Source organism: Streptomyces sp. NPDC051684, from assembly GCF_044453445.1.
Lineage (GTDB): Bacteria > Actinomycetota > Actinomycetes > Streptomycetales > Streptomycetaceae > Streptomyces.
This window is the reverse complement of the sequence record NZ_JBITCS010000006.1, coordinates 213,931-238,154: the sequence shown is the minus strand read 5'-3', so window position 1 is coordinate 238,154 and position 24,224 is coordinate 213,931. Positions and strand designations below refer to the sequence as shown.

Annotated in this window: 22 protein-coding genes and 1 pseudogene; 12 read left to right on the top strand and 11 right to left on the bottom strand. The window is 73.3% G+C overall.

The genetic code is table 11. From position 1 onward, the window contains the following. The first annotated feature begins 6 nt into the window (after positions 1-6). Complete coding sequence (locus tag ACIA8D_RS10125) at positions 7-285, top strand: WhiB family transcriptional regulator (RefSeq protein ID WP_399230526.1); 279 nt, start codon at positions 7-9, stop codon at positions 283-285. Positions 286-329: 44 nt separating this feature from the next. Here the strand turns inward: ACIA8D_RS10125 and ACIA8D_RS10120 are convergent, their stop codons facing one another. Further along, entirely contained in the window at positions 330-692 is a 363-nt protein-coding gene (locus ACIA8D_RS10120; protein WP_399230525.1) for a DUF6479 family protein, read from the bottom strand. A gap of 86 nt (positions 693-778) precedes the next feature. Here ACIA8D_RS10120 and ACIA8D_RS10115 point away from each other — a divergent pair, with 86 nt between their 5' ends. Then, complete coding sequence (locus ACIA8D_RS10115) at positions 779-1,657, top strand: polysaccharide deacetylase family protein (protein WP_399230524.1); 879 nt, start codon at positions 779-781, stop codon at positions 1,655-1,657. Between the two features lie 133 nt (positions 1,658-1,790). Here ACIA8D_RS10115 and ACIA8D_RS10110 read toward each other — a convergent pair whose 3' ends face one another. Both ACIA8D_RS10110 and ACIA8D_RS10105 read right to left on the bottom strand, forming a co-directional pair. Continuing rightward, positions 1,791-2,459, bottom strand: coding sequence for an ABC transporter (locus ACIA8D_RS10110; protein ID WP_399230522.1), 669 nt, complete (start codon positions 2,457-2,459; stop codon positions 1,791-1,793). Next, entirely contained in the window at positions 2,456-3,319 is an 864-nt protein-coding gene (locus ACIA8D_RS10105) for an ATP-binding cassette domain-containing protein (protein ID WP_399230520.1), read from the bottom strand. Before ACIA8D_RS10105 ends, ACIA8D_RS10110 begins: the two co-directional genes overlap by 4 nt. Before the next feature lie 172 nt (positions 3,320-3,491). Between ACIA8D_RS10105 and ACIA8D_RS10100 the strand changes: the two genes are divergently transcribed. Further along, positions 3,492-4,229 carry a peptidyl-tRNA hydrolase gene (locus tag ACIA8D_RS10100; protein ID WP_399230519.1) on the top strand — a complete coding sequence of 246 codons (738 nt, stop codon included), beginning with the start codon at positions 3,492-3,494 and terminating at the stop codon, positions 4,227-4,229. Positions 4,230-4,309: 80 nt separating this feature from the next. Here ACIA8D_RS10100 and ACIA8D_RS10095 read toward each other — a convergent pair whose 3' ends face one another. Next, positions 4,310-4,885 carry a hypothetical protein gene (locus ACIA8D_RS10095; protein ID WP_399230517.1) on the bottom strand — a complete coding sequence of 192 codons (576 nt, stop codon included), beginning with the start codon at positions 4,883-4,885 and terminating at the stop codon, positions 4,310-4,312. A gap of 130 nt (positions 4,886-5,015) precedes the next feature. Here ACIA8D_RS10095 and ACIA8D_RS10090 point away from each other — a divergent pair, with 130 nt between their 5' ends. The 4 genes and pseudogenes from ACIA8D_RS10090 (at position 5,016) to ACIA8D_RS10075 (ending at position 9,980) form a co-directional block, all read left to right on the top strand. Further along, the gene (locus tag ACIA8D_RS10090; protein WP_399230516.1) at positions 5,016-6,332 is read left to right on the top strand and encodes a DUF692 domain-containing protein; all 1,317 of its coding nucleotides are present in this window, start codon (positions 5,016-5,018) and stop codon (positions 6,330-6,332) included. A gap of 211 nt (positions 6,333-6,543) precedes the next feature. Beyond that, a pseudogene (locus tag ACIA8D_RS10085) lies at positions 6,544-7,305 on the top strand (DUF4142 domain-containing protein); the annotation flags it as partial. A 165-nt stretch (positions 7,306-7,470) separates the two neighbouring features. Beyond that, a complete protein-coding gene (locus ACIA8D_RS10080) occupies positions 7,471-8,250 on the top strand; it encodes a TIGR04222 domain-containing membrane protein (RefSeq protein WP_399230513.1) in 780 nt (259 codons plus the stop codon). A gap of 107 nt (positions 8,251-8,357) precedes the next feature. Further along, on the top strand, positions 8,358-9,980 hold the full coding sequence (locus ACIA8D_RS10075) for an alpha/beta hydrolase (protein WP_399230512.1): 1,623 nt from the start codon (positions 8,358-8,360) through the stop codon (positions 9,978-9,980). Positions 9,981-10,062: 82 nt separating this feature from the next. Here the strand turns inward: ACIA8D_RS10075 and hemQ are convergent, their stop codons facing one another. Together hemQ and hemG are read right to left on the bottom strand one after the other, a co-directional pair. Next, positions 10,063-10,794, bottom strand: a complete 732-nt coding sequence (gene hemQ, locus ACIA8D_RS10070; protein WP_399230510.1) for a hydrogen peroxide-dependent heme synthase — start codon at positions 10,792-10,794, stop codon at positions 10,063-10,065. 4 nt (positions 10,795-10,798) lie between these two features. After that, the gene (hemG, locus tag ACIA8D_RS10065; RefSeq protein ID WP_399230508.1) at positions 10,799-12,292 is read right to left on the bottom strand and encodes a protoporphyrinogen oxidase; all 1,494 of its coding nucleotides are present in this window, start codon (positions 12,290-12,292) and stop codon (positions 10,799-10,801) included. A gap of 117 nt (positions 12,293-12,409) precedes the next feature. Between hemG and ACIA8D_RS10060 the strand changes: the two genes are divergently transcribed. Together ACIA8D_RS10060 and ACIA8D_RS10055 are read left to right on the top strand one after the other, a co-directional pair. Continuing rightward, positions 12,410-13,315, top strand: a complete 906-nt coding sequence (locus ACIA8D_RS10060) for a DUF4349 domain-containing protein (RefSeq protein ID WP_399230506.1) — start codon at positions 12,410-12,412, stop codon at positions 13,313-13,315. Positions 13,316-13,370: 55 nt separating this feature from the next. Next, positions 13,371-14,756, top strand: a complete 1,386-nt coding sequence (locus ACIA8D_RS10055) for an FAD-dependent oxidoreductase (protein ID WP_399230504.1) — start codon at positions 13,371-13,373, stop codon at positions 14,754-14,756. A gap of 7 nt (positions 14,757-14,763) precedes the next feature. Here ACIA8D_RS10055 and ACIA8D_RS10050 read toward each other — a convergent pair whose 3' ends face one another. From ACIA8D_RS10050 to hemE, 5 genes are all read right to left on the bottom strand, one after another. Continuing rightward, on the bottom strand, positions 14,764-15,732 hold the full coding sequence (locus ACIA8D_RS10050) for a LysR family transcriptional regulator (RefSeq protein ID WP_399230503.1): 969 nt from the start codon (positions 15,730-15,732) through the stop codon (positions 14,764-14,766). Positions 15,733-15,749: 17 nt separating this feature from the next. After that, positions 15,750-16,967, bottom strand: coding sequence for an acyl-CoA dehydrogenase family protein (locus ACIA8D_RS10045; RefSeq protein WP_399230500.1), 1,218 nt, complete (start codon positions 16,965-16,967; stop codon positions 15,750-15,752). Positions 16,968-17,112: 145 nt separating this feature from the next. Next, positions 17,113-18,327 carry a CaiB/BaiF CoA transferase family protein gene (locus ACIA8D_RS10040; RefSeq protein WP_399230499.1) on the bottom strand — a complete coding sequence of 405 codons (1,215 nt, stop codon included), beginning with the start codon at positions 18,325-18,327 and terminating at the stop codon, positions 17,113-17,115. Next, complete coding sequence (locus ACIA8D_RS10035; protein WP_399230496.1) at positions 18,324-19,697, bottom strand: MFS transporter; 1,374 nt, start codon at positions 19,695-19,697, stop codon at positions 18,324-18,326. The genes ACIA8D_RS10040 and ACIA8D_RS10035 overlap by 4 nt, the downstream gene beginning before the upstream one ends. Before the next feature lie 133 nt (positions 19,698-19,830). Next, entirely contained in the window at positions 19,831-20,919 is a 1,089-nt protein-coding gene (gene hemE / locus ACIA8D_RS10030) for a uroporphyrinogen decarboxylase (protein ID WP_399230494.1), read from the bottom strand. A 214-nt stretch (positions 20,920-21,133) separates the two neighbouring features. On the opposite strand from hemE, the gene ACIA8D_RS10025 reads away from it, so the two are divergent. The 3 genes from ACIA8D_RS10025 to ACIA8D_RS10015 all read left to right on the top strand — a co-directional run bounded on the left by ACIA8D_RS10025 (position 21,134) and on the right by ACIA8D_RS10015 (position 24,136). Beyond that, positions 21,134-21,757, top strand: coding sequence for a DUF3000 domain-containing protein (locus ACIA8D_RS10025; RefSeq protein WP_399230492.1), 624 nt, complete (start codon positions 21,134-21,136; stop codon positions 21,755-21,757). Positions 21,758-22,066: 309 nt separating this feature from the next. Further along, positions 22,067-22,729: a response regulator transcription factor gene (locus ACIA8D_RS10020; RefSeq protein ID WP_266602921.1), complete on the top strand. Its 663-nt coding sequence runs from the start codon at positions 22,067-22,069 to the stop codon at positions 22,727-22,729. A 99-nt stretch (positions 22,730-22,828) separates the two neighbouring features. After that, positions 22,829-24,136 (top strand): HRDC domain-containing protein, encoded by a 1,308-nt coding sequence (locus tag ACIA8D_RS10015; RefSeq protein ID WP_399230490.1) that lies wholly within the window; start codon positions 22,829-22,831, stop codon positions 24,134-24,136. The last annotated feature ends 88 nt before the right edge of the window (positions 24,137-24,224 follow it).

Sequence of the window (24,224 nt, the reverse complement as noted above, 5' to 3'; positions counted from 1 at the left end):
AACGCAATGCGACTCCACGATCTAGCGGTTGATGCAACAACCCGCTACAGAGCCGCACCCCCTGACAACGATCTTCAGAAGATCAACATAGCCTCCCCACGCAACGTCCCACCACACTGGACTAGCCCTCAGAGAAGCCGGCACTGTCCGGTCATCATGGAGTGTCTTCGGTGGGCCGTCGCCACCGGGCAGACGACGGGGGTGTGGGGCGGCGCCTCGGAGAGCGAGCGGGCCGGCCTGCTGCGGGCCGTACGCCGACACACCCGGGCCCGGGCCACACACTGAGGGCGTGCCGCCGGGCCGACGGGAGCGCCTGACGCCCCGCACGCTCACGTGCTCCCCGGGCCTCCGCCGCCGAACGCGCCGCCGCCCCGGCCCCAGCGGCGCGGCCGCTGGTCCTCGCTGCGCCTGCTGCTCGGGCCGCCGTGGCCGTGCAGCTCGTGCGGGGTCAGCCGGGAGCCGCCGTCCTCCGCGCGCGGGATCTCGTCGGGCTCCCGCACCTCGCGGACCTCCTGGACCGGGCCCGTACGGGGGAGTTTCGGCTGGTCGGCGGGGTCGGGCGGGCCCGGCTCCCGGCGGCGGAACCTGATGCCCATCCAGACCGCCCAGATCAGCGCCAGCGCGACCACCAGGCCCGCGACGAACGGGACGACCGAGGTCGAGAGGTCGGGGAAAGCCATTGGTGTCGTCATGCGGGCCGGGTACCCCGCAGCACGGGATCACGCCCCATCGGTCCGATTTGCACGATTTACGTTAAACCTGACGTTATCTTCGCCGGGTGAACAGACATGTACGCCGCGCGACGGCGGCCTGCGCCCTGGGCGCGCTCGCTCTCGGCCTCGCCGGATGCGGCGGGGCCACCTCGTCGGGAGTCCCGGGCGCGACACGGCCCGCCGACTCCCCGAAGGCCTCCCCGCACGCCTCCCCGAAGCCGAAGGCGACCCCCAAGCCCACCCTCGCGCCCGGACCGGGCGGCACCACCCCCGTCTTCGAGCGCGGCGCGGCGACGAAGGAACGGACCGTCGCGCTCACCTTCGACGCCGACATGACGGCCGACCAGGGGGCGCGGGCACGGGCCGGGGAGCGCTTCGACAACCCTCAACTGGTGAACACACTCCGGAAGTTGAAGGTCCCGGCCACCGTCTTCATGACCGGGCGCTGGGCCGAGGAGTACCCCGCGGAGGCCAAGGACATCGGCCGGGACCGGCTGTTCGAGGTCGCCAACCACTCGTACAGCCACTACGCCTTCACCGGGGACTGCTACGGGCTGCCGCGGGTGCCGGAGCGCGGCATGCGGGCCGATGTCGACCGGGCGTTCAGCGCGTTCCGGAAGGCGGGGGTCGAGCATGTCGTGCCGTACTTCCGGTTCCCCGGCGGTTGCTACGACCGGGCGGCGCTGCGGGCGCTGACGCCGACCGGCGTCACGGCCGTGCAGTGGGACGTGGTGAGCGGTGACGCGTTCGCCACGGACGCGGGCGCGGTGACCCAGCAGGTGCTCGACGGGGTACGGCCCGGTTCGGTCGTCGTCATGCACTGCACGCGCAGCGCGGCGCCGACGACGGAGCGGGTGGTGCGGGCGGTGGTGCCGAGGCTGCGGGCGAAGGGCTACCGGTTCGTGCGGGTGTCGGACCTGGTGGGGGCCGCGCGCGGGGCGTGAGCACGGGTACGCAACCTGGAGGCAGGAGCGACGGCTGCGCCGGCGGGCCCGAGCAGCGCCCGGCACCCGCCGCGCCGACGGACGAACCGTTGAGCGCGGCGCGGGGCCTGCTCCGGACAGCGGTCGGGCCGGGTCAGCGGCGCGCCGCGAGGGCGCAGGCCGCCGTCGCGCAGATCGCCGCCACGGCCACAGCCCCCGCGAGCGGCAGCAGCAGGACGGGCACCGCCCCGTCCTGCGACCCGGTCACCAGGGCGCTCACCACCGACTTCGCCGGTGAACCGGGGGCGATCAGCGCGACGAGCGCGCACAGCACCAGGCCGGCCACGCCGAGCCCCCTGCCGCGCACCACGGGCCAGGTCGTGACGGCACCGACGGCGACGCCGGCCAGCGCGCACACCAGCACCGCGAGCAGCCCGGCCCCGGCGGCCGGCCACCTGGCGACCCGCACCAGCCGGTCGGTGCTGACCCCGTCGCTGATCAGCGCCACGACCGCGGTCGCCACGAAGCCGACGGTCACCGTGGCGAGGAAGGCGGTGGCCAGGCTCGCCAGGTGGGCGCGCCACGGCGCGGTCGCCGCGGCGGTGCAACTGCGGGCCGCGGGCGGCTCGTTGGTGACACAGATCCGCGCCAGCCAGGCCCCCACCGGGAGCAGCGCGGCGGCGGTGTACGCCAGGGAGTCGAGCACCGGCTGCCCCGCCTGCACACCGACGGCGGCGAACGCGGCGTAGAGGACGACCGGCGCGAGCCAGCGCTGCGAGCGCAGCAGCAGCGCCGACTGGTACGCGAGCAGGGCCGTGGTCATCCGTTGTGCTCCGTGGGCTCAGGTGTGCGGAGGTGTTCCGTGGGCTCGGGTGTGCGGACGGCGACGATGTGCCAGGGCGGTTCGGCGGCGAGCAGCGTGCGCAGCACGGCGTCGGAGTGCGCGGCGTCCGTGGTGATCCGTACGGTGCGGGGGTCGAGGCGGACGCGGGTGTGCGGGTGCGGCAGGGCGGGCTCGTGCCCGGCGGGCCCGGCGGCGTCGACGACCACGGTGGCGCCGCCGCCTCCCGTGCTCCGCAGCACCGTCGCACCCTCCACCTCGTACGTCGCGTCGGCGGTGGCGGCGAGGCGGCGCGGGTCGTGGTCGACGAAGAGCACGGCGGCGCCGGCCGCGGCGCGTGCGGCGACGGCGCCGTCGAGGGTGTCGCGGGCCGCGGTGTCGAGCCCGGTCCACGCCTCGTCGAGGACGAGCAGCTCCGGTTCGGCGAGCAGGGCGGCGGCCACCGCCACCTTCTGACTGCTGCCCTTGGACAGCTCGGCGAGGGACGCCCCCAGATACTCAGCGGCGCCGAACCGCTCCAGCCACTCCCCCGCCCGGCGCGCGGCCGTCGGACGGGAGAGGCCGTGGATGCGGCCCATGTGCGTGAGGTAGGCGCGGGCGGTGAACGGCAGGGCGGGCGGGAAGCGTTCGGGGACGTAGGCGGTGCGCGGGCGGCCGATGACCCGGCCCTCGGAGGGGGCGTCGATCCCGGCGACGAGGCGCAACAGCGTGGACTTCCCCGCGCCGTTGGGCCCCCGCACCCGGAACACGGCCCCCTCGGGCACGTCCAGGTCGACCCCGCGCAGCACCCAGGGCCCACCGAGTCCGTAGCGGCGGCCCGCGCCGCGGAGCGTGACGTGCATGCGGTCATGTTCCCGTACGCACGCCAGGGCCCCTGCGCTCGGGGCCCAGGCGGTCTTTCAGCCCCGGGCGGCGGCTGAGGCATTCGAGCCCCGCCGTCGGACGAGAGCCGGCGGGGCCCGAGGCGGAGCCCCGTGACGTGGAGGGCGGCCGACCGCCTGGCAGACTGGACCCGTGACCAGCGACGCCCCCCGTACCGACACCCCCTTCCGCTCCGAGCCCAGCGCACGCGACGAGGCGCCGCAGTTCGTGCTGCCGCTCGTCGTCCGCATCGAGCGGGCCGCGCCCCCGACCCGCACGGACGCCCTGGAGGCCGCGGCGCGCGCCGTGTTGGTGATCCTCTCGGACGAGCGGTCCGTCGGCGACGGCGAGTGGGCTCAGGCGATGCGCGACTGGCAGGACGCCCGGATCCGCAAGGTGGTGCGGCGGGCCAGGGGCGCGGAGTGGCGGCGCGCGGAGGCCCTCGACGGCATCACGGTCACCACTGGGACAGCCGAGGTACGGGTCTTCCCACCGGTCCCCCTCGACGGCTGGCCCAAGGACCTGGCCCGCCTCCAGGTCTCCGGCACGGACCTCGACGACCCGGAGGCGCCGCCCGCCGCCGACCCGTCGGCCCCGGTCATGTGGCTCAACCCCGATCTGGACATGACCGCGGGCAAGACCATGGCGCAGGCGGGACACGGGGCCCAGCTCGCCTGGTGGGAACTGTCCGACGCGGAGCGCAAGGAGTGGCGCGAGGCTGGTTTCCCGCTGTCGGTGCGGACCGCGGACCCGGACCGCTGGCCCGCGCTGACCACGGGCGGCCTGCCCGTCGTACGGGACGCCGGATTCACGGAGATCCCGCCCAGCGACACCGTCGTGTCCGAGGGCCCCAGGACGGGCGACTTCCTGCCCGGCCTGCCCCGCCTCTGACCTTCGGGCCCACCCCTGGAACGTAAGAGACCCCGCCCGTCCGCACGGGGGATGACGGACGGCCGGGGCCACTCGGAAGGCTACCCCACTCCGTGACTTCCCGGGCGGTCCCCCCGCACCGCACCGGCGTCCCATCCCACGACCGTCACCACCTCCCGCGCGATCTCGGCCACGCCCCGCCCGTCCGTCACCACGCGCACGGTGTCCGGCGGGGCCTGTTCGTCCAGGAGACGGGCCTTGCGGAGGCTGCCGCGCAGTTCGGACTCCAGTTCCGAGCCCCGTTCACGGCCCGCGGGCCGCTCCCCCGCGGTGGTGTCCGACGCGGTGAGCAACACCCGTACGAGCCGCACGTCCTCGCCCATCGCGCGCCGGAACATGCCCTCGCTGCCGGTCAGCACGCTGACGGTGTTGGTGCAGACGAGGCGGCGGTGGCCGAGGTCCGCGAAGTTCGACCAGAGCGCGGCGAGGTTGCGCTCCGTGACGGCGCTGCGGCGCGGGTCGTCGGGCGGCGCCGGGTGCACCTGGCCCAAGTAGTCGCCTTCCAGGACGCAGTGCGGGACCTCCGCGGCGCGCAGGAGCGCCGAGACCTCCCACGCCACCGATGTCTTCCCGACGCCGGTGCGTCCCCCGATGAGCAGTGCCTCCGCGTGATCCATGGCAGCAGCGTGGCAGCCGGGGCCCGCCGGTGAAACCTCAAATATTGCTCTGAACGTGCCCGTTCAGAGGTTCGGGGCACCCCGTCGCGGTCAGGACTCCAGGAAGCCGGGGCACAGGAGGGGGAGTTCCATGGAGCTGGGTACCGGAATCGGCTGGCGGCCCGAGATCGCGGAGACGGTCGAGGCCATGCCGGACATCGACTGGGTCGAGGCCGTCGCCGAGAATCTGTGTCCGGGGCATCTGCCGGACTCCCTGCGGCGGCTGCGCGAGCGCGGCGTCACCGTCGTGCCGCACGGCGTCTCGCTCGGCCTCGGCGGCGCCGACCGCCCCGACGAGGGCCGGCTCGCCGACCTCGCGGCCTGCGCCGACGCGCTCGCGTCCCCGCTGGTCACCGAGCACATCGCGTTCGTACGGGCCGGTGGCGAGCGCACGGCGTCGCGGCCGCTGGAGGCCGGGCACCTGCTGCCGGTGCCGCGCACCCGCGACGCGCTCGACGTGCTGTGCGAGAACGTGCGGATCGCCCAGGACGCCCTGCCGGTGCCGCTCGCCGTGGAGAACATCGCGGCACTGTTCGGCTGGCCCGGCGAGGAGCTGACGGAGGGCCAGTTCCTGTACGAGCTGGTGGAGCGGACCGGCGTACGCCTCCTCATCGACGTGGCCAACCTCCACACCAACCACGTCAACCGCGGCGAGGACCCGGCGAAGGCGCTGGCCGAACTGCCGGTCGAGGCCATCGCGTACGTGCATGTCGCGGGCGGCTTCGAACGGGACGGCGTCTGGCACGACAGCCACGCCCACCCGGTGCCGCCGGCCGTCCTCGACGTACTGGCCGAACTGGCCTCGCGGGTGACCCCGCCCGGTGTGCTGCTGGAGCGCGACGACAACTTCCCAGAGGACCTTGGCGAGTTGGGCCGCGAGGTGCAGACGATCCGCGAGACCGTCGCGGCCGGCACCGGCCCCCGCGCACAGGCGGCGCCGGCCCCCTCGGCGACAGCGACGGCGCCCGCCGTGCCACCCGTGGACGACGTGGCGCGCCAGCGACTCGCCCTCAGCCAGGCGGCGTTGCTGTCCGCCCTCGTCGCCGGCACCCCCGCCCCCGAGGGCTTCGACCGCGCACGCCTCGCCGTGCAGAGCCGCGCACTCGCCGCCAAGCGGGCCGACGTCGTCGCGAAGGTGGCGCCCGAACTGCCCCGCATCCTGGGCACGTCGGAGTACCGCTCCCTCTTCCTCGACCATGCGCGACGGCGCCCCATGACGGACGGCTACCGGCGCGACGCGCTCCACTTCGCCGAGGACTTGCTGCTCGGCCAACGCGTCCACGACCCGGCCGCGCGCCGGGCACTGACAACCTGGTGGCTGGACCGCTCGGGCCCCAAACCCCTCACGGGCCGCCCGGTGACCCGCGCCCTGCGCTCAGCGGCCTTCGCCCTGCGCAGGGGCCACTAGAGAGCCCCCCTGCAACTAAGCCTTCAAGCCCCTGCGGTGCAGCTCAGCAAATCAAGCCCCTGCGGCGATTGAGCAGCGGGGTCCGGGGCGGAGCCCCGCGACCGCAACCCCGTCGCAGCCTGACGGCTACCACACCTGACGTACTCCTGAGCGATCCCCGCCACCCCGCGTAGGCGCCCCGCTAGCGTGCGATGTCGCACCAGGAGGCACCATGCGCCCGACCCCGCCCCGCGCCATCCGCACCGGCACCGCCCTCATCATCACCGCCCTCGTGGCGACGCTGGCCGCGCTCGTCTTCCCCCTGTGGTCGTACGCGGACCGTTCCGGCACCGGGCTCGACGAGCTCAACGCCCGGTCCGTGTCCACCAGATTCGGGCCGCTGTCCGCCACGGACCGCATCTTCATCACCAAGGTGCGGCTCGCCGGGCTGTGGGAACTGCCCGCCGGACAGCAGGCCGAGGAGCGGGCGCCGAGCAAGGCGGTCGAGACGGCGGGCAGGCACCTAGTCGAGGGTCACACGTTCCTGGACGCCCGGGTGCGCGAGGCCGCGGCCCGCATGAACCTGGAACTGCCCAGCCAGCCGAACGCGCAACAGCAGGGTTGGCTAAGAGAGTTGACCGCCGCGAAAGGGCCGGACTACGAGCAGAAGTTCGCCAACATTCTCCGCCGCGCCCACGGACAGGTCTTCTCCCTGGTCGCCCAGGTCCGCGCCTCGACCCGCAACGCACTCGTGCGGGAACTCGCGGACGACGCCAACACGACCGTCCTCGACCACATCAAGGTCCTGGAGGCGACGGGCCTGGTCGACTTCGACGCGCTCGCCCGCGACGCCGCGACCGCGAGCCCGCCACCGGCAACCCGCTCCCCCGCCCCACCGGGCCCCACCTCCGCACCGGACTCCGCGACCCCGGTCTCCCCCTCACCCACCCCGTCGTTCTCCCTGCCGCCCGCGGTGTCCAGCCCGAAACCGGAGACCAAACCCAGGTCCAAACCCAAGGACGACCCCAAGTCCAAGCCCAAGGACAAACCCAAGACCAAGGCTCATCTCACCGAACCCGAACGTCACGACGCGACAGCAGACCGTCCACATCGTGGGCGAGGCGTAGCGGTATCCGGGCAACTGTCGTAGAAACTGCGCATGTTGTGGCTGCTGTTCCTCCTCGTCGCCTGCGCCGTCGCGGGAGTCTCCTGCGGACGACTGTGTCTCGCGGCCGTGCGCGCCGCCGAGACCGAACGCGCGACGGGCCGTGACACATACGTCGTCGCGCGCCAGGGCCACGAACTGTCCCTGTACGAGACCGCCTTCCTGTCCGGCGGTCCCGAGCGCGTCGCCGAGGTGACGCTCGTGTCGATGGCCCGCGGCCGCCGCCTGCTGCTCGCGCACACCGGCTGGGCGACCGTCGTCGACCCGGTCGGCGAGGACGCCATGGAGCGTTCGGTGCTCCGCGCCATCGGCCCCGGGGGGCAGGCCCGGATCGCGCCGCTGCGGGCGGCGGCCGCGGCCGGGGACACGGTGCGGGTGCTCGCCGAACGCCTCGTCGCGGCCGGGCTCGCGGTGCCGGACCAGGAACGGACGACGCTCGCGGGCGCGGTGCGCCAGGTGCGGCAGGCGACGGGCGCCGTGCTGGCGCTCGGCGCGCTCGCGGTCCTGCTGCCGGGCGAGAGCGCACGGCAAGGAGGCCCGGTGGCGCTGTGGTTCGGGCTTCCGCTGCTGCTCACGCTGAGCTGTCTGACGCTCGCCCGCGTCGAGATCCACCCGTACACGCGCTGGGCCTCGCCGACCGGGCAACGGCTGCTGGCGGGCCGGTCCCTGGGCGCGGGCAGTCTGCTGGCCGTCGCGGTGCGCGGGGTGCGGGCGGTCGACGACCCGCAGCTGCGCGCGGCGCTGACCGGTACGGGTCGGCATACCACCGGCTGAGCCGTCCCGCACGCCGAAGACGGCAGTCACCACGCATCAGGGTCATTGGTTCCGACACCCACGACCTGGTCCTTTACTTCGCCGACCGGCGCCCCAAGGATCAAGCGATGCGAGCAGCCCCAGCCCTCTGCGCCACCGCGGGATCCCTGATCCTCTCGGCCCTGGTCACCGCCCCCGCGGCCGACGCGAGCGCCGCCGCGCCCCTGCCTCCCCGCCCCGCCGCCGAGACGGCGGGCAGCACTCTCGCCGCGCTGCGCGCCGAGGACGCGGGGATCCACTGGGGCGCCTGCCCCAAGGTGGAGGATCTGCCGAAGCCGGTCCAGTGCGGCACCGTCACCGTCCCGCTCGACTACGCGCACCCGATGGGCAAGCAGATCAAGCTGACCGTCAGCCGCGCGAAGGCCACCGGCGAGAACGCCGGCGAGGACAAGGACAGGGCCGAGGCCAAGGAAGAGAAGGTCGCCCGGCAGGGATCGCTCGTCTTCAACCCCGGCGGTCCCGGCGGCAACGGCATGTACTTCCCGATCGCCGGAACGCAGCCGGAGTGGCGGCGCATCGGCGCCGCGTACGACCTGATCGGCTACGCCCCGCGGGGCGTGGGCCGGTCGGCGCCGCTGTCCTGTGAGGACCCGAAGAAGCACCTCGGCGGCCCGTCCGAGTCGCCGGTGCACCCCTCGGAGGCGTACAAGAAGAAGCGCGTCGCGCGGGCGAAGGCGTACGCGCGCGGGTGCGCCGAGCGCAATCCGGACATCGAGCACTACACGACGCTCAACAACGCCCGCGACCTGGATGTGCTGCGGGCCGCGCTCGGCGAGAAGAAGCTGACGTTCCTGGGCGCCTCGTACGGGACGTACATCGGGGCCGTGTACGCGGAGCTGTTCCCCTCGCACGTGCGGCGGATGGTCTTCGACTCGGCGGTCGACCCGTCCCCGAAGGGCATCTGGTACGCCAACAACCTCGAACAGTCGGCCGCCTTCGAGCGCCGCTGGTCCGACTTCAAGGCGTGGGTCGCCCGCAACGACAGGACGTACCACCTGGGCAGCACGACCGAGAAGGTGCAGGCCGCGTACGACAAGGTGCGCGCGGAGGTGTCCCGCGAGCCGGCCGGCGGCAAGGTCGGACCCGCCCAGTTGCAGTCCGCGTTCCTGCAGGCCGGGTACTACGACGACTACTGGCCGCTGCGGGCCTACGCGCTCTCCGCCTACGTGAAGGGCGACCCGAAGCCGCTCGTCGACCAGGCCGCGCCGATCAAGGAGTCCGCGAAGGAGGACGAGAACAGCAACGCCGTCTACACGGCCGTGCAGTGCAACGACGCGTCCTGGCCGACGGACTTCCGCACCTGGGACCGCGACAACACGGCCCTCGCGAAGCGCGCCCCGTTCGAGACGTGGGACAACGCGTGGATGAACCTGCCGTGCGCGTACTGGTCCACTCCCCGCCAGCAGCCGCTGGACGTGCGCACCGCCCCCGGCGAACTCCCGCCGACGCTCATCCTCGCGGCCGAGCGGGACGCCGCGACCCCGTACAAGGGCGCCCAGGAACTGAACCGCCGCCTCGCGGGCTCCGCTCTGGTGACCGAACGCGAGGCGGGCACCCACGGCATCGGCGGGGGCCCGAACAAATGCGTGAACGGCCGCCTGGACTCCTACCTCCTGGACGGCGACCTTCCGGAGACCGGTGCGGCGTCCTGCGCGCCGCACAAGGAGCCGAAGCCACTCGGCGGCAAGTAAGCCCCATTCAAGCCCCGCCGGCGATTGAGGCGCGGGGCCCGGGGCAGAGCCCCGCGACCCCGGCCCCGGTTGGGCGCACCAGTTACGCGAGCCCAGCCACCAGATCCGCAACCGACTTCCGGCGCCCCGTGAAGAACGGAACCTCCTCACGGACGTGCCTCCGCGCCTCGGACGCCCGCAACAACCGCATCAGGTCAACAATCCGATGCAGCTCGTCCGCCTCGAACGCCAAAATCCACTCGTAGTCGCCGAGCGAGAAGGACGCGACCGTGTTGGCCCGCACATCCGGGTAGCCGCGCGCCATCTTGCCGTGGTCGGCGAGCATCTTGCGGCGCTCGTCGTCGGGCAGCAGGTACCAGTCGTAGGAGCGCACGAACGGGTACACCGAGATGTAGTCGCGCGCGTTCTCGTCGGCGAGGAACGCGGGGATGTGCGAGCGGTTGAACTCGGCGGGGCGGTGCAGCGCCATGTTCGACCACACCGGCTCCATGGCGCGGCCCAGCTTGGTGCGGCGGAACAGGTTGTACGCCTCCTGCAGCTGGTCGGCCGTCTCGGCGTGCCACCAGATCATGAGGTCGGCGTCGGCGCGCAGGCCGGACACGTCGTACGTGCCGCGGATCGTCACGTCCTTCGCCTCGAGCTGGTCGAACAGCTCCTGGACCTCGTCGGCGTAGCCGGCGCGGTCTTCCGGCAGCACGTCCTTCAGCTTGAAGACGGACCACAGGGTGTAGCGGATGACCTCGTTGAGGTCCTTCGCCAGCTTGCCCTTGTTCGGTACGCGCGCGGCGTCGGTGTTGGGGGTGTCGTCGCTCATGTCCTCATTCTCCTGCTCCGCCGTGCATGCTCTGCACCGGGTCGGCCTTCAGCTCGTCGAGGGCTGTGGTGTCGCCGCCGAGCATGTCCACGGCGGCGTAGGCGCTCGCGATGCACGCCGGGATGCCGACGCCGTCGTACGCGGCCCCGCACACGGCGAGGCCCGGCACGGCGGCGATGTGCTCGCGGATCCGGTCGACGCGGGCGGCGTGCCCGACGGGGTACTGGGGCAGCCCGTCCTTCCAGCGCGTGACGTGCGCGTCGACGGGGGCGACGTTCAGGCCCGTGGCCTCACGCAGGTCCTGGCGGGACAGGTCGACGAGGTCGGTGTCGTCGCGGGCGAGGTCCTTCTCGTCGCCGTACCGGCCGACGGAAGTACGGACGACCATCAGCTCCGGGTTCTGCTCGGCGATCCAGCCCCACTTGCGGGAGGCGAAGGTGGCGGCCTTGATGGTGTGGCCGTCGACCGGCGGGACGAGGAAGCCGCTGCCCTCCGGGAGGTCCGCCTCGGACGTCCGGAACGCCATCGTGATCAGCGCCATGGAGGCGTACTCGATGCGCCGCAGCTCCTGGGAGGCCATGGGGGACGCGGTGCGCAGCAGGCTCGCCGCCGCGGGGGCGGGCAGCGCCACGACCACCTGGTCGGCCTCGAAGGCGCGGCCGGACTCGGTGCCGAGTCGCCAGAGCCCGTCGCGGGTGGTGAGGGACGTGGCGCGCTCGCCGAGCAGGATCTCGCCGCCCTTCGCGCGCACGGCGTCGGCCACCGCCCCCGGCAACGTACCGATGCCGCCGTCGATGCCCATGAACACGGGCCCGGTCTGCTGGTTGGCGGCGGCGCGCTCCTGGATGGCGCGGACCGCCTCCGTCAGCGACACATGGCGGCCCGCCTCCTCGAACAGCTGCGGCACGGCGCTGCGCATCGAGATCAGGTCGGCGTCGCCCGCGTAGACGCCGCCGAGCAGCGGTTCGACGAGCCGGTCGACGACCTCGCGGCCCAGGCGCGCGGCGACGTACCTGCCGACGGAGACGTCCTCGCCGAGGTGGGTGGGCGGCAGGTGGTCGTCGCGGCGGATGCGGCGCAGGCCCTCGTCGGACAGCACCCCCGCGAGCGCGTCGGCGGCGCCGGGCACGCCCATGACGTGCCCCTTCGGCATGGGGCGCAGGGCGCCGCGGGTCCAGATCGAGGCGGTCGCCGTGGACGGTGGCTGCAACCGGTCGTCGAGGCCCACCTCGCGGGCGAGGCCGACCGCTTCGGGGCGGCGGGCCAGCATCGACTCGGCGCCCAGGTCGACGCGCGCGCCGGCGATCTCGCCCGTGCGCAGCTTGCCGCCGAGCCGGTCCCCGGCCTCCAGGACGGTGACGTGCACGGGCCCGCCCCGCTCGCCCCCGTCGAGCAGCCGGTGGGCGGCCGCGAGGCCCGCGATCCCACCACCGACGACGAGGACTTTCCTGCCCCGCCGGTTCCGACCCGTCTTCGTCACAGTGTCCGCTTCACGCATGCCCCCACTTTCTCAGAACGTCAGCGCCAGATTGACGGCGTGCGGACGTGTCCCGACCGTGACCGGTTCGGGACCGCCCGGCAACCACCGTTCGGGGGACTCGCGCGTCGAAGGTCCATGCACCTTTCCAGCAGGAAGACAGAGACCAGGCGCCCGTATCTGGCACTGCTCGCCGCGACACTGTTCGCGCTGGCGCTCGCGCTGACCGGTTGTTCGGGGTCGGGCGACGACGCGAGCGCGAAGAGCGCCGCGGACGACGCGGGCGGCGGGTCCCGCGGCGACGTCAGCGCGCCCGGCGGCAAGTCCGGCTCCGCCGGCGGCCAACAGACCAAGAAACCGGCGAAGCTCACCGGCGTCCACATCATCCGCACCGCCCACCTCTCGGTACGCGTCAAGGACGTCCCGGACGCGCTCGACCGGGCCCGTACCGCCGCCGAGAACGCGGGCGGCATGATCGGCGACGAGACGACCGACCGCGACGGCCACGGCCGCGAGCGCTCCCGCGTGACCCTGCGCGTACCGCAGGAGTCGTACGAGGAGGTGCTCGACGAACTCGCGGGCAGCGGGCGCCTGTTGGAGCGGAACGTGACGGCGAAGGACGTCACGGACCAGGTCGTGGACGTCGAGAGCCGGATCAAGTCGCAGCGGGCGAGCGTGGCGCGGGTCCGGGAACTCATGGACCGGGCGGAGAAGTTGAGCGACGTGGTGACCCTGGAGGGCGAGCTGGGCTCGCGCCAGTCGGAACTGGAGGCACTGTTGGCGCAGCAGGACTCCCTCAAGGACCGCACGAGCCTCGCAACAATCACCCTGCGCCTGACGGAGGCCCCTCCGGCCGCCCCCGCGGAGGACAAGGACCCCACCCTCCTGGACGCCCTGTCCGGCGGTTGGAACGCCTTCACCACCGGCATGAAATGGATCGGAATAGCGCTGGCGGCGATCCTCCCGTTCGCAGCGGTGCTGGGCACGGTGGCATTCCTGTTCCTACGGTTCAGGCGGCACAACTCAAGCCCCGCCGGCGATTGAGGCGCGGGGCCCGGGGCAGCGCCCCGCGACCGCAACCCCGGGTTAGCGTAAACAGATGAGCACCGAACCCGCGCGCGAGCGCCTCGTGGTCATCGGCGGCGACGCCACCGGCATGTCCGCCGCGTCCCAGGCCCGCCGCCTCAAGGCCCCCGCCGAACTGGAGATCGTGGCCTTCGAACGCGGCCACTTCACCTCGTACTCCGCCTGCGGCATCCCGTACTGGGTGGGCGGCCAGGTCTCCGAACGGGACGAGTTGATCGCCCGGTCGCCCGAGGAGCACCGGGCCCGCGACATCGACCTGCGCACCCGCACGGAGGTGACGGAGATCGACGTGGCGGGCCGCCGGGTACGCTCCCGCGAACTCGACGGCGGGGCCGAGACCTGGACCTCGTACGACAAGCTCGTGATCGCGACGGGGGCCCGGCCCGTCCGCCCCGACCTGCCCGGCATCGACGCGCCCGGCGTGCACGGCGTGCAGACGCTCGACGACGGTCAGGCGCTGCTCGACACGCTGCGGGCGACCGAGGGCCGGCACGCCGTGGTCGTCGGCGCCGGGTACATCGGCGTGGAGATGGCGGAGGCGCTGATCCACCGCGGGTACGAGGTGACCGTGGTGAACCGCGGCGCCGAACCGATGTCGACGCTCGACGCGGACATGGGCAGGCTCGTGCACGAGGCGATGACCGGCATGGGCATCACCATGGTCGACGACGCCGAGGTGACGAAGATCCTCACCGGGGACGGCGGACGGGCCCGCGCGGTGGCCACGGACGACGCCGAATACCCGGCGGACGTGGTCGTGCTGGGGATCGGCGTGCGCCCGGAGACGGGCCTCGCCCGGGAGGCCGGGCTGCCGCTCGGGGCGCACGGCGGGCTGCTCACGGACCGGGCGATGCGGGTGTGCGGCCACGAGGACATCTGGGCGGGCGGCGACTGCGTGGAGGTCCTCGACCTCGTGTCGGGCAGCGAACGCCACATCGCGCTCGGCACCCACGCCAACAAGCACGGCCAGGTCATCGGCGCCAACGTCGGCGGGGACTACGCGACGTTCCCCGGCGTCGTCGGCACGGCCGTCAGCAAGGTGTGCGACCTGGAGATCGCCCGCACGGGCCTGCGTGAGAAGGACGCACATCGCGCGGGCCTCCAGTACGTGACCGTCACCATCGAGTCGACGAGCAGGGCGGGCTACTACCCCGGCGCGGCGCTGATGACGGTGAAGATGCTGGCCGAGCGGCGCACGGGCCGGCTGCTCGGCGTGCAGATCGTGGGCCGCGAGGGCGCGGCCAAGCGGGTCGACGTGGCGGCGGTCGCGCTGACCGCGGGCATGACGGTGGAGCAGATGACGGCGCTCGACCTGGGCTACGCGCCACCGTTCTCACCGGTGTGGGACCCGGTCCTGGTGGCGGCGCGCAAGGCGGTGGCGGCGGTACGGGCAGGCTGACGCCGGCTCAGAGCGCCGCTTCCCGGGCCGCCACCACCGCGTCCACGAGGCCGAGCCCCGCCTCGCGCCCGGCCGTGATGGCATCGAACCAGGCCCGCAGCGCCGACTGGACGTCGGCTACGAACTGCTGCGCCGCGGGGGCGAGTTCACCGGCACGGTGCACGACGCCGAACGGCGATTCGATGAGCGGGTCGGTCTCGACGACCTCGGCTCCGGCGTCGAGCGCCGTCGCACACATCCGCAGCGGCAGGAACGCCTGGAACCCGGACCGGAGCACGAAGGTCAGCTGCGCGTTCCTGCTGGTCACGGTCGCGCCGGTGGTCGGGGCGACGCCGTGTGCGGCCAGCGCGGCCTGCACGGCGTCCTCCTCGTTGCGGGTGATCTGGCGGCGGGCGAGCGGCAGGTCGCCGAGCTCGGCGAGGGGCACCCTCCCGGCACGCGTCGCGGGCGCATGCCCCTCGGGGCGCACCAGCAGCAGCCGCTGCACCCCCAGCTCGATGAAGTCGAGATCGCCGCGGAGTTCTTCGGGGGCGAGCGTGAAGCCCAGTTCGGCCCGCCCGTCGGCGACCGCCGCCACGAGTTCGTGCCGGGAACCGACCTCGCTGATGTCGAGCCGGACCGCAGGGTACGCGCGCGTGAACCCGCCCGCCCAGGACGCCACCGCCTCCCCGGACATGTCGGGCGTGCACATCACCGTGAGGACGCCCCCGCCGACCTCGCGGGCGCTGCGCATCGCGTCCTGGACGGCGACCACGTCGTCGAGCACGCGCCGGGCCAGCGGCACCAGCTGCCGGCCCGCGGAGGTGGGCACGAGGCGGCGCGCGGTGCGGTGGAACAGCTCGACCTTCAGCTCGCGCTCCAGGGCCCGGATGGACCCGGACACGGTGGGCTGCGACAGGTACAGGCGCTCGGCCGCGCGCCCGAGGCCGCCGTGGTCCACCACGGCCAGAAACTGCTCCAACTGCCTCAGCTCCACCGGGCCTCCTCGATGTCCTAGGCCCCCAGGGGCGCTCCGCGGGTGACACGGTAAGTGTCCGGAAGCGTCCCGTCCACGCCGACCTGCCTGGTCACGGCGCGGCCGAGGTTGCGCTCGTGCACCGGCGACGACCCCTCGTAGATCCGCAGCGCCCGTACGTCGCGCCACATCCGCGGCACCGGGTGGTCGCCGACGATGCCCTCGCCGCCGAGGAGCTGGACGCAGCGGTCCGCGACGCGGCTCGCCATCTCGGAGGCGAACAGCTTGGCGGCGGCGATGCGGTGGCGCGGCACGCTGCCGGAGTCGAAGGCGTACGCCGCCTCCATGGTCAGCGCGCGGGCGGCCTCCAGGTCGGCGAAGCAGCGGCCGAGGTCGGCCTGGACGGCACCGAGGTCCGCGAGCGGCGCCCCGAACTGCTCGCGCCCCGACAGGTGCCGGGAGGTCTCCTCCAGCATCCGGGTGGCCTGGCCCACGCAGGTGGCGGCGACGTGCAGCCGGGCGTGGTTGATGCCGCGCAGCGCGGCCTTGAACCCGGCGCCGAGTTCGCCGCCGAGCAGCGCGGAGTCGTCGACCCGCACCCCGACGAGGTCGATCTCGGCGACCGGCGCCTCGGCGTGCCCGTTCATACGGGTGGGCAGCCGGGTCGTGACGCCTTCTGCGTCGCGCGGCACGAGGAACGCGGAGACGCCCGCGGCCCCCTCCCCGGGCTCTCCCGTGCGGGCGAACACCACGAGTTCGTCCGCCCAGTGGGCGTTGGTGATGTACCGCTTGTGCCCGTCGACGACCCAGCCGCCGTCGACGCGGCGGGCGGTCGTGGTGAGCGACCCCGCGTCCGAACCGGCGTCGGGTTCGGTGAGCGCGAACGCCGTGATGTGCTCGCCTGCCGCCATCTTCGGCAGCATGGTCTCGCGCTGCGCTTCGGTGCCGTGGTCGAGGATCGCCTGCGAGCACAGGCCGATGACGGTGGAGAACCGCGAGCGGTACACGCACGACGCGCGGGTGAACTCCATGGTCAGCCGCACCTGTTGGCTCATGGACCAGTCGAGCCCGCCGAGCCGCCGCGGTATCGACACCCCGAACAGCCCGTTCCGGGCGAGTGTGTCGACGACGTGCGCGGGGACGGATCCCACCTCCACCATCTCCTGCTCGGCGGGGATGAGAACGTCGTCGGTGAGCCGGGCGACGCGCTCCAAGTGCGCCTCGAAGTCGAGCGCGAGCACATCGGGGTCGATCATGCGGATTCCTCCTAGGGTGATGGTGACCGGGGGGGCTCCCCGACTTGGGCAATCTGCCGCCTCATGGGGTCTCCCCTGCTCGGAGCTTGTAGGAGAGCTTGGGGAAGGCAGGGTGGGCAAGGCGGCGCCCGGTGCGGCGCACCGGTTACGAGGGGCCCGGCCCCGGCGTGGCGGGCGCGAGGTCCGGCGCCGCCACCACGACACCGCCGTCGACCAGCGCCCCGATCTCCCGTTCGCCGAGCCCGAGTTCGGCGAGGATCCGCCGCGTGTGCTCACCGACCCGCGGCGCCGGCGGCGTACCCGCAGGACGCCGCCCGCCCACCGAGAACGCGGTCGTCGGCGCCGTGCACCCGTCACCGATGTCCGCGATCAGCCCGGAGGCCCGTACATCGGGGTCGTCGGCGAGCTCGTCGAAGCGCCGCACGGCCCCGCACACGATCCCGGCACCGCGCAGCCGCTCCAGGGCCTCGTCCCGGCCGAGCCGCCCGAGCGTGTCGTGCAGCAGATCGAGAAGCTCCGGCCGGTGCTCGACCCGCGCGGGGTTCGAGGCGAACCGGGCATCGCCGGCCAGTTCCGGCCGCCCGATCACCTCGCACAACGCCGCGAACTTCTCCCCCGTGTACGCGGAGAGGACCAGCGCCCCGCCGTCCCGGGTCCGCACGAGGTCCGCGGCGGGCGCCGCGAGCGCCTGCCCGTTCCCGCGCCGCGTCGGCACGTTGCCGCTCAGCTCGTGCTCGGCCCAGGTGGACGCCTGCGCGTGCACGACGGCCTCCATGAGCGAGGTCTCCACGACGTCGCCCCGGCCCGTGCCCGCGCGCTGCAACAACGCGGCGAGGACACCCGACGTAAGGGCCTGCGCCGCCAGCACGTCCGCCACCGCGAAGCCCACCCGCTGCGGATCCCCGTCCGCCGCCCCGGTGAGGTCCATGACGGCGAACTCGGCCTGCGCCGCGATGTCGAGGCCGACCCGGTACGCGGACGGGCCGCGCGTGCCGAATCCGGTGACGAAGCCGTAGACGAGCCGTGGGTGGCGGGCGAGCAGCGCGTCCGGGCCGAGACCGAGCCGCTCGCTGACGCCGTGCCGGAAGTTGTGCAGCAGCACGTCCGCCGTGGCGAGCAGCTCGCGGACCACTGCCTCGCCCTCGGGCGCTCGTAGGTCGACGGCGATGCTGCGCTTGCCGCGGTTGTTGGCGCGGACCATGGCGGTGCCGAAGGGGCCGATGCCGCGCGCCTGGTCGCCCGCGAGGGGTTCCACCTTGATGACGTCGGCGCCGAGGTCGGCGAGGTTCTGCCCGGCTCCGGGGGCGGCGATGTACTGCCCGAAGTCGAGGACCCGGAGCCCGTCCAGGGGCCGGTTCATCGGGCCTCACCCGCCGTGGCCCTGCGCCGCGCCGTCTCGGCGAGCAGGATCTCGCGCGAGCGCTCCGGGTTCAGCAGCAGTCCGCCGGCGACGGCGAAGACGCAGATGGTGATGCCGACGACGAGGAACCCGTCGGCGTATCCCTGCGAAACGGTGTCGGCGGCGTCCACGATGACGCCGAGCAGCCACGGCGCGACGATCCCCGCGACGCTGTAGGCGGCGATGATGCAGCCGAAGAAGCCGGGCCGGTGCCTGCGGGGCAGGAAGTCGGCGGCGCCCGCGAAGGCCACCGAGAACGCCACGCTGTTGATGGAGAACGCGGCGACCACCAGGGCCAGTTGGAGCCCGCCCGGCGGCACCTGCGTGAAGGCGATCATGGCGACGCCCGCGAAGCAGAGATAGCCCATGGTCAGGAACCCGCGCGCGGCCCGCGCCGAACGCCCGGCCTTCAGCATCCGCCCCGAGATCAGCCCGGCGGTGAGCAGCACGACGATCGCGAGCCCGTACGGGAGGGTGGCGAGCAGCCCCACCGTGCCGCGCGAGTAGCCCATCCCGTCGTGCAGGAAGGAGGGCAGCCAGGACACCTTGAGCGAGGAGATGAGGTACCCGGCGAAGGAGAGCAGGGCGAGTCCCCAGAAGCTGCCGGTGCGCAGCAGCGAGGTCAGCGGTACGTCGATGTCACCGTCCTCAAGCCCCGCCGGCGTCTGAGGCGCGGGGGCCGGGGCGGAGCCCCGCGGCCCCATCCCCGGCTCCCTCCGCGTCACGAGCAACCACAGCACCGCCCACACCGCCCCGATCACGACGAGCACGATGAACGCCGCGTGCCAGGTCCAGGTGATGATGACCCACGTGAGCAGCGGCGTGGCGACCAACGGCCCGACGGAGGAGCCCGCGTTGACGACCGCGCCCGCGAACGCCCGCCGCTCGGACGGGAAGCGGTCCGCGACGACGGACTGGCACAGCGCGTGCGCCGGGCCCTCGAAGAAGCCGAGCACCATCCGCGAGGCGATCACGACGCCGACCGTCGTGGGCACGGTCAGCGGCGCCATGCTCGCCACCCACGCGATCATCAGCCCGGCCGCGGACCAGCGCCAGCCGATCCGCCGGAAGAACAACGCGAGGACGACGGCGCCCGCCGCGAACAGCCAGAAGAAGGCGCTCGACATCAGGCCGTACTGAGCGGCGGTGAGCCCGAGGTCCTTCTCCAGGTCGGGCGCGGCGAGCCCGACGGCGGCCTTGTCGGCGAAGTTCAGGGTGAAGAAGGCCAGCAGCAGGCCGATGATCCACCAGTCCCTCGAGGACACCCCTCGACGAACCCCGGGCGCCTTCGCCGGCCCGGCCGCCGCCTGCGACGCTGCATGCGCGGTCACGTCCACCTCCACGGTCCCGCGCCACCGGAGGGGTGGCGCACCGCACAGGCAATCGGAGGTGACGGGCGCGAACAATGGCCGTTCCCCGCAGGGGCCCTTCGGCAATTCCGAAGGGACCTGCGGACGGCGGGAACTACTTGGCGGTCTGCGTGTGCACGTACTCGACGAGCCGGGTCAGCGCGTCCGGGTCGGTGTTCGGCGGCACGCCGTGGCCGAGGTTGAACACGTGGCCCTCCAGGCCCGCGGCGGCGTCGAGGACCTCGTCGGCCCTGGTCTCGACGGCCTCGCGGGTGGAGAACAGGATGGCCGGGTCGAAGTTGCCCTGGAGCGCCTTGCCGGGGCCGACGCGGCGCGCGGCCTCGTCGAGCGGGACGCGCCAGTCGACACCGACGACGTCCGCGCCGGCCTCGCCCATGAGCCCGAGCAGCTCACCGGTGCCGACGCCGAAGTGGATGCGCGGCACGCCGTAGGAGGCGACGGCGTCGAAGACCTTGGCCGACGCGGGCAGCACGGAGCGCCGGTAGTCGGCGGGGGCCAGTGCGCCCACCCACGAGTCGAAGAGCTGCACGGCGCTGGCGCCGGCCTCGATCTGCACCTTCAGGAACGCGGAGGTGATCTCGGCGAGCCGGTCGACCAGGTCGGCCCAGAGCTGCGGGTCGCCGTACATGAGCGCCTTGGTGTGCTCGTGGTTGCGGGACGGGCCGCCCTCCACGAGGTAGCTGGCGAGCGTGAACGGGGCGCCCGCGAAGCCGATCAGCGGCTTCTCGCCGAGCTCGGCGGTGAGCAGCCCCATGGCCTCGGTGACGTACCAGACGTCCTCGGGGGTGAGGTCCCGCAGCTGGGCCAGGTCGGCGCGCGAGCGGATCGGGTTGGCGATGACCGGGCCGACGCCGGGCTTAATGTCGAGGTCGATGCCGATGGCCTTGAGCGGCACGACGATGTCGCTGAAGTAGATCGCCGCGTCGACGTCGTGCCGGCGCACCGGCTGCATCGTGATCTCGGCGACCAGGTCGGGCCGCATGCAGGAGTCCAGCATCGCGATGCCCTCGCGCACCTTGTGGTACTCGGGCAGCGATCGGCCGGCCTGGCGCATGAACCACACCGGCGTGTGCGGCACGGGCTCGCGCCTGCACGCCTTGAGGAAGGCCGAGTTCTGGGTGGCCTTCGTGGGTTCGTACGTCGCTGACGGCTGCTGGCCCGTGGCCTCGGTATTGGCACTCACACCCGAAAGTTTCGCACGCCCGCGCAGCAGCCTGTGAAGGACATGGGGAAGGGGGCTCGCACAGGGGTGTCCCTCCCCGCGCGCGGGGCCCGCTCCCCTTAACCTTCCCGGCATGGCTTCGGCTCAGGGACGACGGTCGGACGACGAGCGCGACGACCACAACGGGACAGGCGGGATGAGTGAATCGGTGCGGGAGGGGCAGAACGCTCGGGACATGAACGCTGCACAGGAGCACGACCCCACCCCGCCCGCCTTCCGTACGGCGGTCGACGCCCTGCGGTCCGCGCGGCTCCGCCCGGAGATCGAGATCGATCCGACGCGGCCGCCGCAGCGCCTGGCCCCCTTTTCGTACGCGCTCGAGGCCGCGGTCGTCGACGGCGAGGAGGACCTGGCCGACGGCCGGCTCGTCCTGCTGCACGATCCGGCGGGGCACGACGCCTGGCACGGCACCTTCCGGCTCGTGACCCTGGTCCGGGCCGAACTCGAACCCGAGATGGCTGCCGACCCGCTCCTGCCCGACGTCTCCTGGTCCTGGCTGACGGGCGCGCTGCAGGCCCGCGGGCTGTCGTACGGGGAGCCCTCGGGCACGGTCACCCGTGCGAGTTCGCACTACTTCGGCGGGCTCGGCGACCGGGCGCCCGCCTCACAGATCGAGATCCGGGCGTCGTGGACGCCGCGCGAGGGCCCGGGCGGCGTACCGGACACGGCGGCGCATCTCGCGGCGTGGTGCGAGGTGCTGTGCCAGATCGCGGGGCTTCCGCCGGTGGCGGCGGGCCCGCAGGGCCCGGACGGCGCGGTGGTGACGCTGCCGCAGCGGCGGGGGCCGCGACCTTCCTGACCCCGATTCGCAGGGGTCACTTTTCGGCCGCGTCGGAGCAGCTCCGACGCGGCCGACTCATGTTTCGGGTCCTTTCGAAATGGCCCCGGGCGGTCTGATTTGGTTCGATTGGTTGCGACTCGTGACTATTCGCCACCCTTTCGAATGATCGCTACTGTGTCCGAATTGCTCGCATTGTTACTCACCAAATCGTGATCATTGTCTAAAGGCGGGCGGGTTTGCTGCCGAAGGTTGCTGTGACCTTGAAAGCACGGTTCATCCCCCGGCTTCATCCCCGAGCCGGCTCCGTCCCGCACCCCAGGAGGCCTGGTGTCCGTTCTCCTCGAGCAGCCCTCAAGCCTGGTCGCCTACCGCCCGAACAAGCCGACCGCGATGGTGGTCGTGGCCGACCCCCGCGTCCGTTCCACCGTGACCCGCCACCTGTGGGCGCTCGGTGTTCGTGACGTGATCGAGGCCTCGTCCGTCGCGGAGGCTCGTCCCCGCATCGGCAACCCTCGCGACATCTGCGTCGCCGACGTCCACCTCCCCGATGGATCCGGCCTGACGCTCCTCTCCGAAACCCGAGCCGCGGGCTGGCCCAACGGCCTCGCCCTCTCCGCCGCCGACGACATCGGTGCCGTGCGCAACGCCCTCGCGGGCGGCGTCAAGGGCTATGTCGTCACCGGCACCCGTACGAACATCGGCCTGCCCACCCGGCCAGGCGCCGCCCCCATCGGCGCCGCGGCCGCCCGTATGCACCGTCGCCCCCCGGGTGCCCCGAGCCACCCGGGCGGCTACCGCGAACTGTCCGGACGCGAAGTGGAGGTGCTCCGGCTCGTCGCCGAGGGCCAGTCGAACAAGGCCATCGGGGTCTCCATGGGCCTGTCCGCGCTGACCGTCAAGAGCCACCTCGCCCGCATCGCGCGCAAGCTCGGCACGGGTGACCGGGCCGGGATGGTGGCCGTGGCGCTGCGCACCGGCATCATCCACTGATCGACCCGTGGCCGGATTCGTCCGGTTTACTGCACCACCGCGCCCGTCGACGTAACGTTCCGTCGACGGGCGTCGTGCGTTCACAGATACTCTTGACAGGTGACCGACGCCCAAGAGACCGCAGCAGACAGTTCACTGCGCACCACCGGAGGCGCCCCTCTGGACGACGGCGGATCTTCTGCTGAAGGATCTGTTGGTTCAGTCGACGGTGCGCCCACCCCCCTCCTCGAACCCCGCGAGGGCATCCCGCCGGTGATCGCCGACGAGGCCTCGCTCGCCGATGTCGTCGCGGCCTTCGCCGCCGGCACCGGGCCCGTCGCCGTCGACGCCGAGCGCGCGTCCGGCTACCGGTACGGGCAGCGCGCCTATCTGGTGCAGCTGCGCCGCGAGGGCGCGGGCACCGCGCTCATCGATCCGGTCGCCTGCCCCGACCTCTCCTCGCTCGGCACCGCCATCGGCGACGCCGAGTGGGACCTGCACGCCGCGACGCAGGACCTGCCGTGCCTGCGCGACATAGGCATGCGACCCACGCAGCTCTTCGACACCGAGCTGGCCGGACGGCTCGCCGGGTTCCCGCGGGTCGGCCTCGGCGCGATGGTCGAGAACGTGCTCGGCTACGTACTGGAGAAGGGCCACTCCGCCGTCGACTGGTCGACGCGCCCGCTGCCCGAGCCCTGGCTGCGCTATGCCGCGCTCGACGTGGAACTCCTCGTCGACCTGCGTGACGCGCTGGAGAAGGAGCTCGACCGGCAGGGCAAGCTGGAGTGGGCCCGCGAGGAGTTCGACGCCATCGCCTCGGCCCCGCCCGCGCCGCCGCGCAAGGATCCGTGGCGGCGGACGTCCGGCATGCACAAGGTGCGGCGCCGGCGTCAGATGGCGATCGTCCGCGAGCTGTGGACGGCGCGCGATCAGGTCGCGCAGCGGCGGGACGTCTCGCCGGGCAAGGTGCTCGGTGACTCGGCGATCGTCGAGGCGGCACTCGCGGTGCCGGTGAACGTGCACGCGCTGTCCGCGCTGCCCGGCTTCGGCCACCGCATGGGCCGGCGGCAGCTGGAGCAGTGGCAGGCCGCGGTCGACCGGGCGCGGGGGCTGGCGGAGTCCGAGCTGCCACAGCCGGGCCAGCCCACGACGGGGCCGCCCCCGCCGCGCGCCTGGGCCGACAAGGACCCCGCCGCTGCGGCCCGCCTCTCCGCGGCGCGGGCGGCGGTCACGGCCCTCGCCGAGACGCTCTCCATGCCGCAGGAGAACCTGATCACGCCGGACACCGTGCGGCGGGTGTGCTGGGAGCCTCCGGCGGAGCTGGACGCGGAGTCCGTGTCGGCCGCTCTGACCTCCCACGGTGCCCGGCACTGGCAGGTCGAGCAGGTCACCCCGGTCCTCCTCCCGGCGCTCGCGTCCCGCGTCTGACCGGGCCCCCGTGTACGCCCCTCGGCCTTGGGCCGGGGGGCGTTCGTGCGTCCGCACCGCCCACCCGCCCCTATGCCACGGGGCTCCG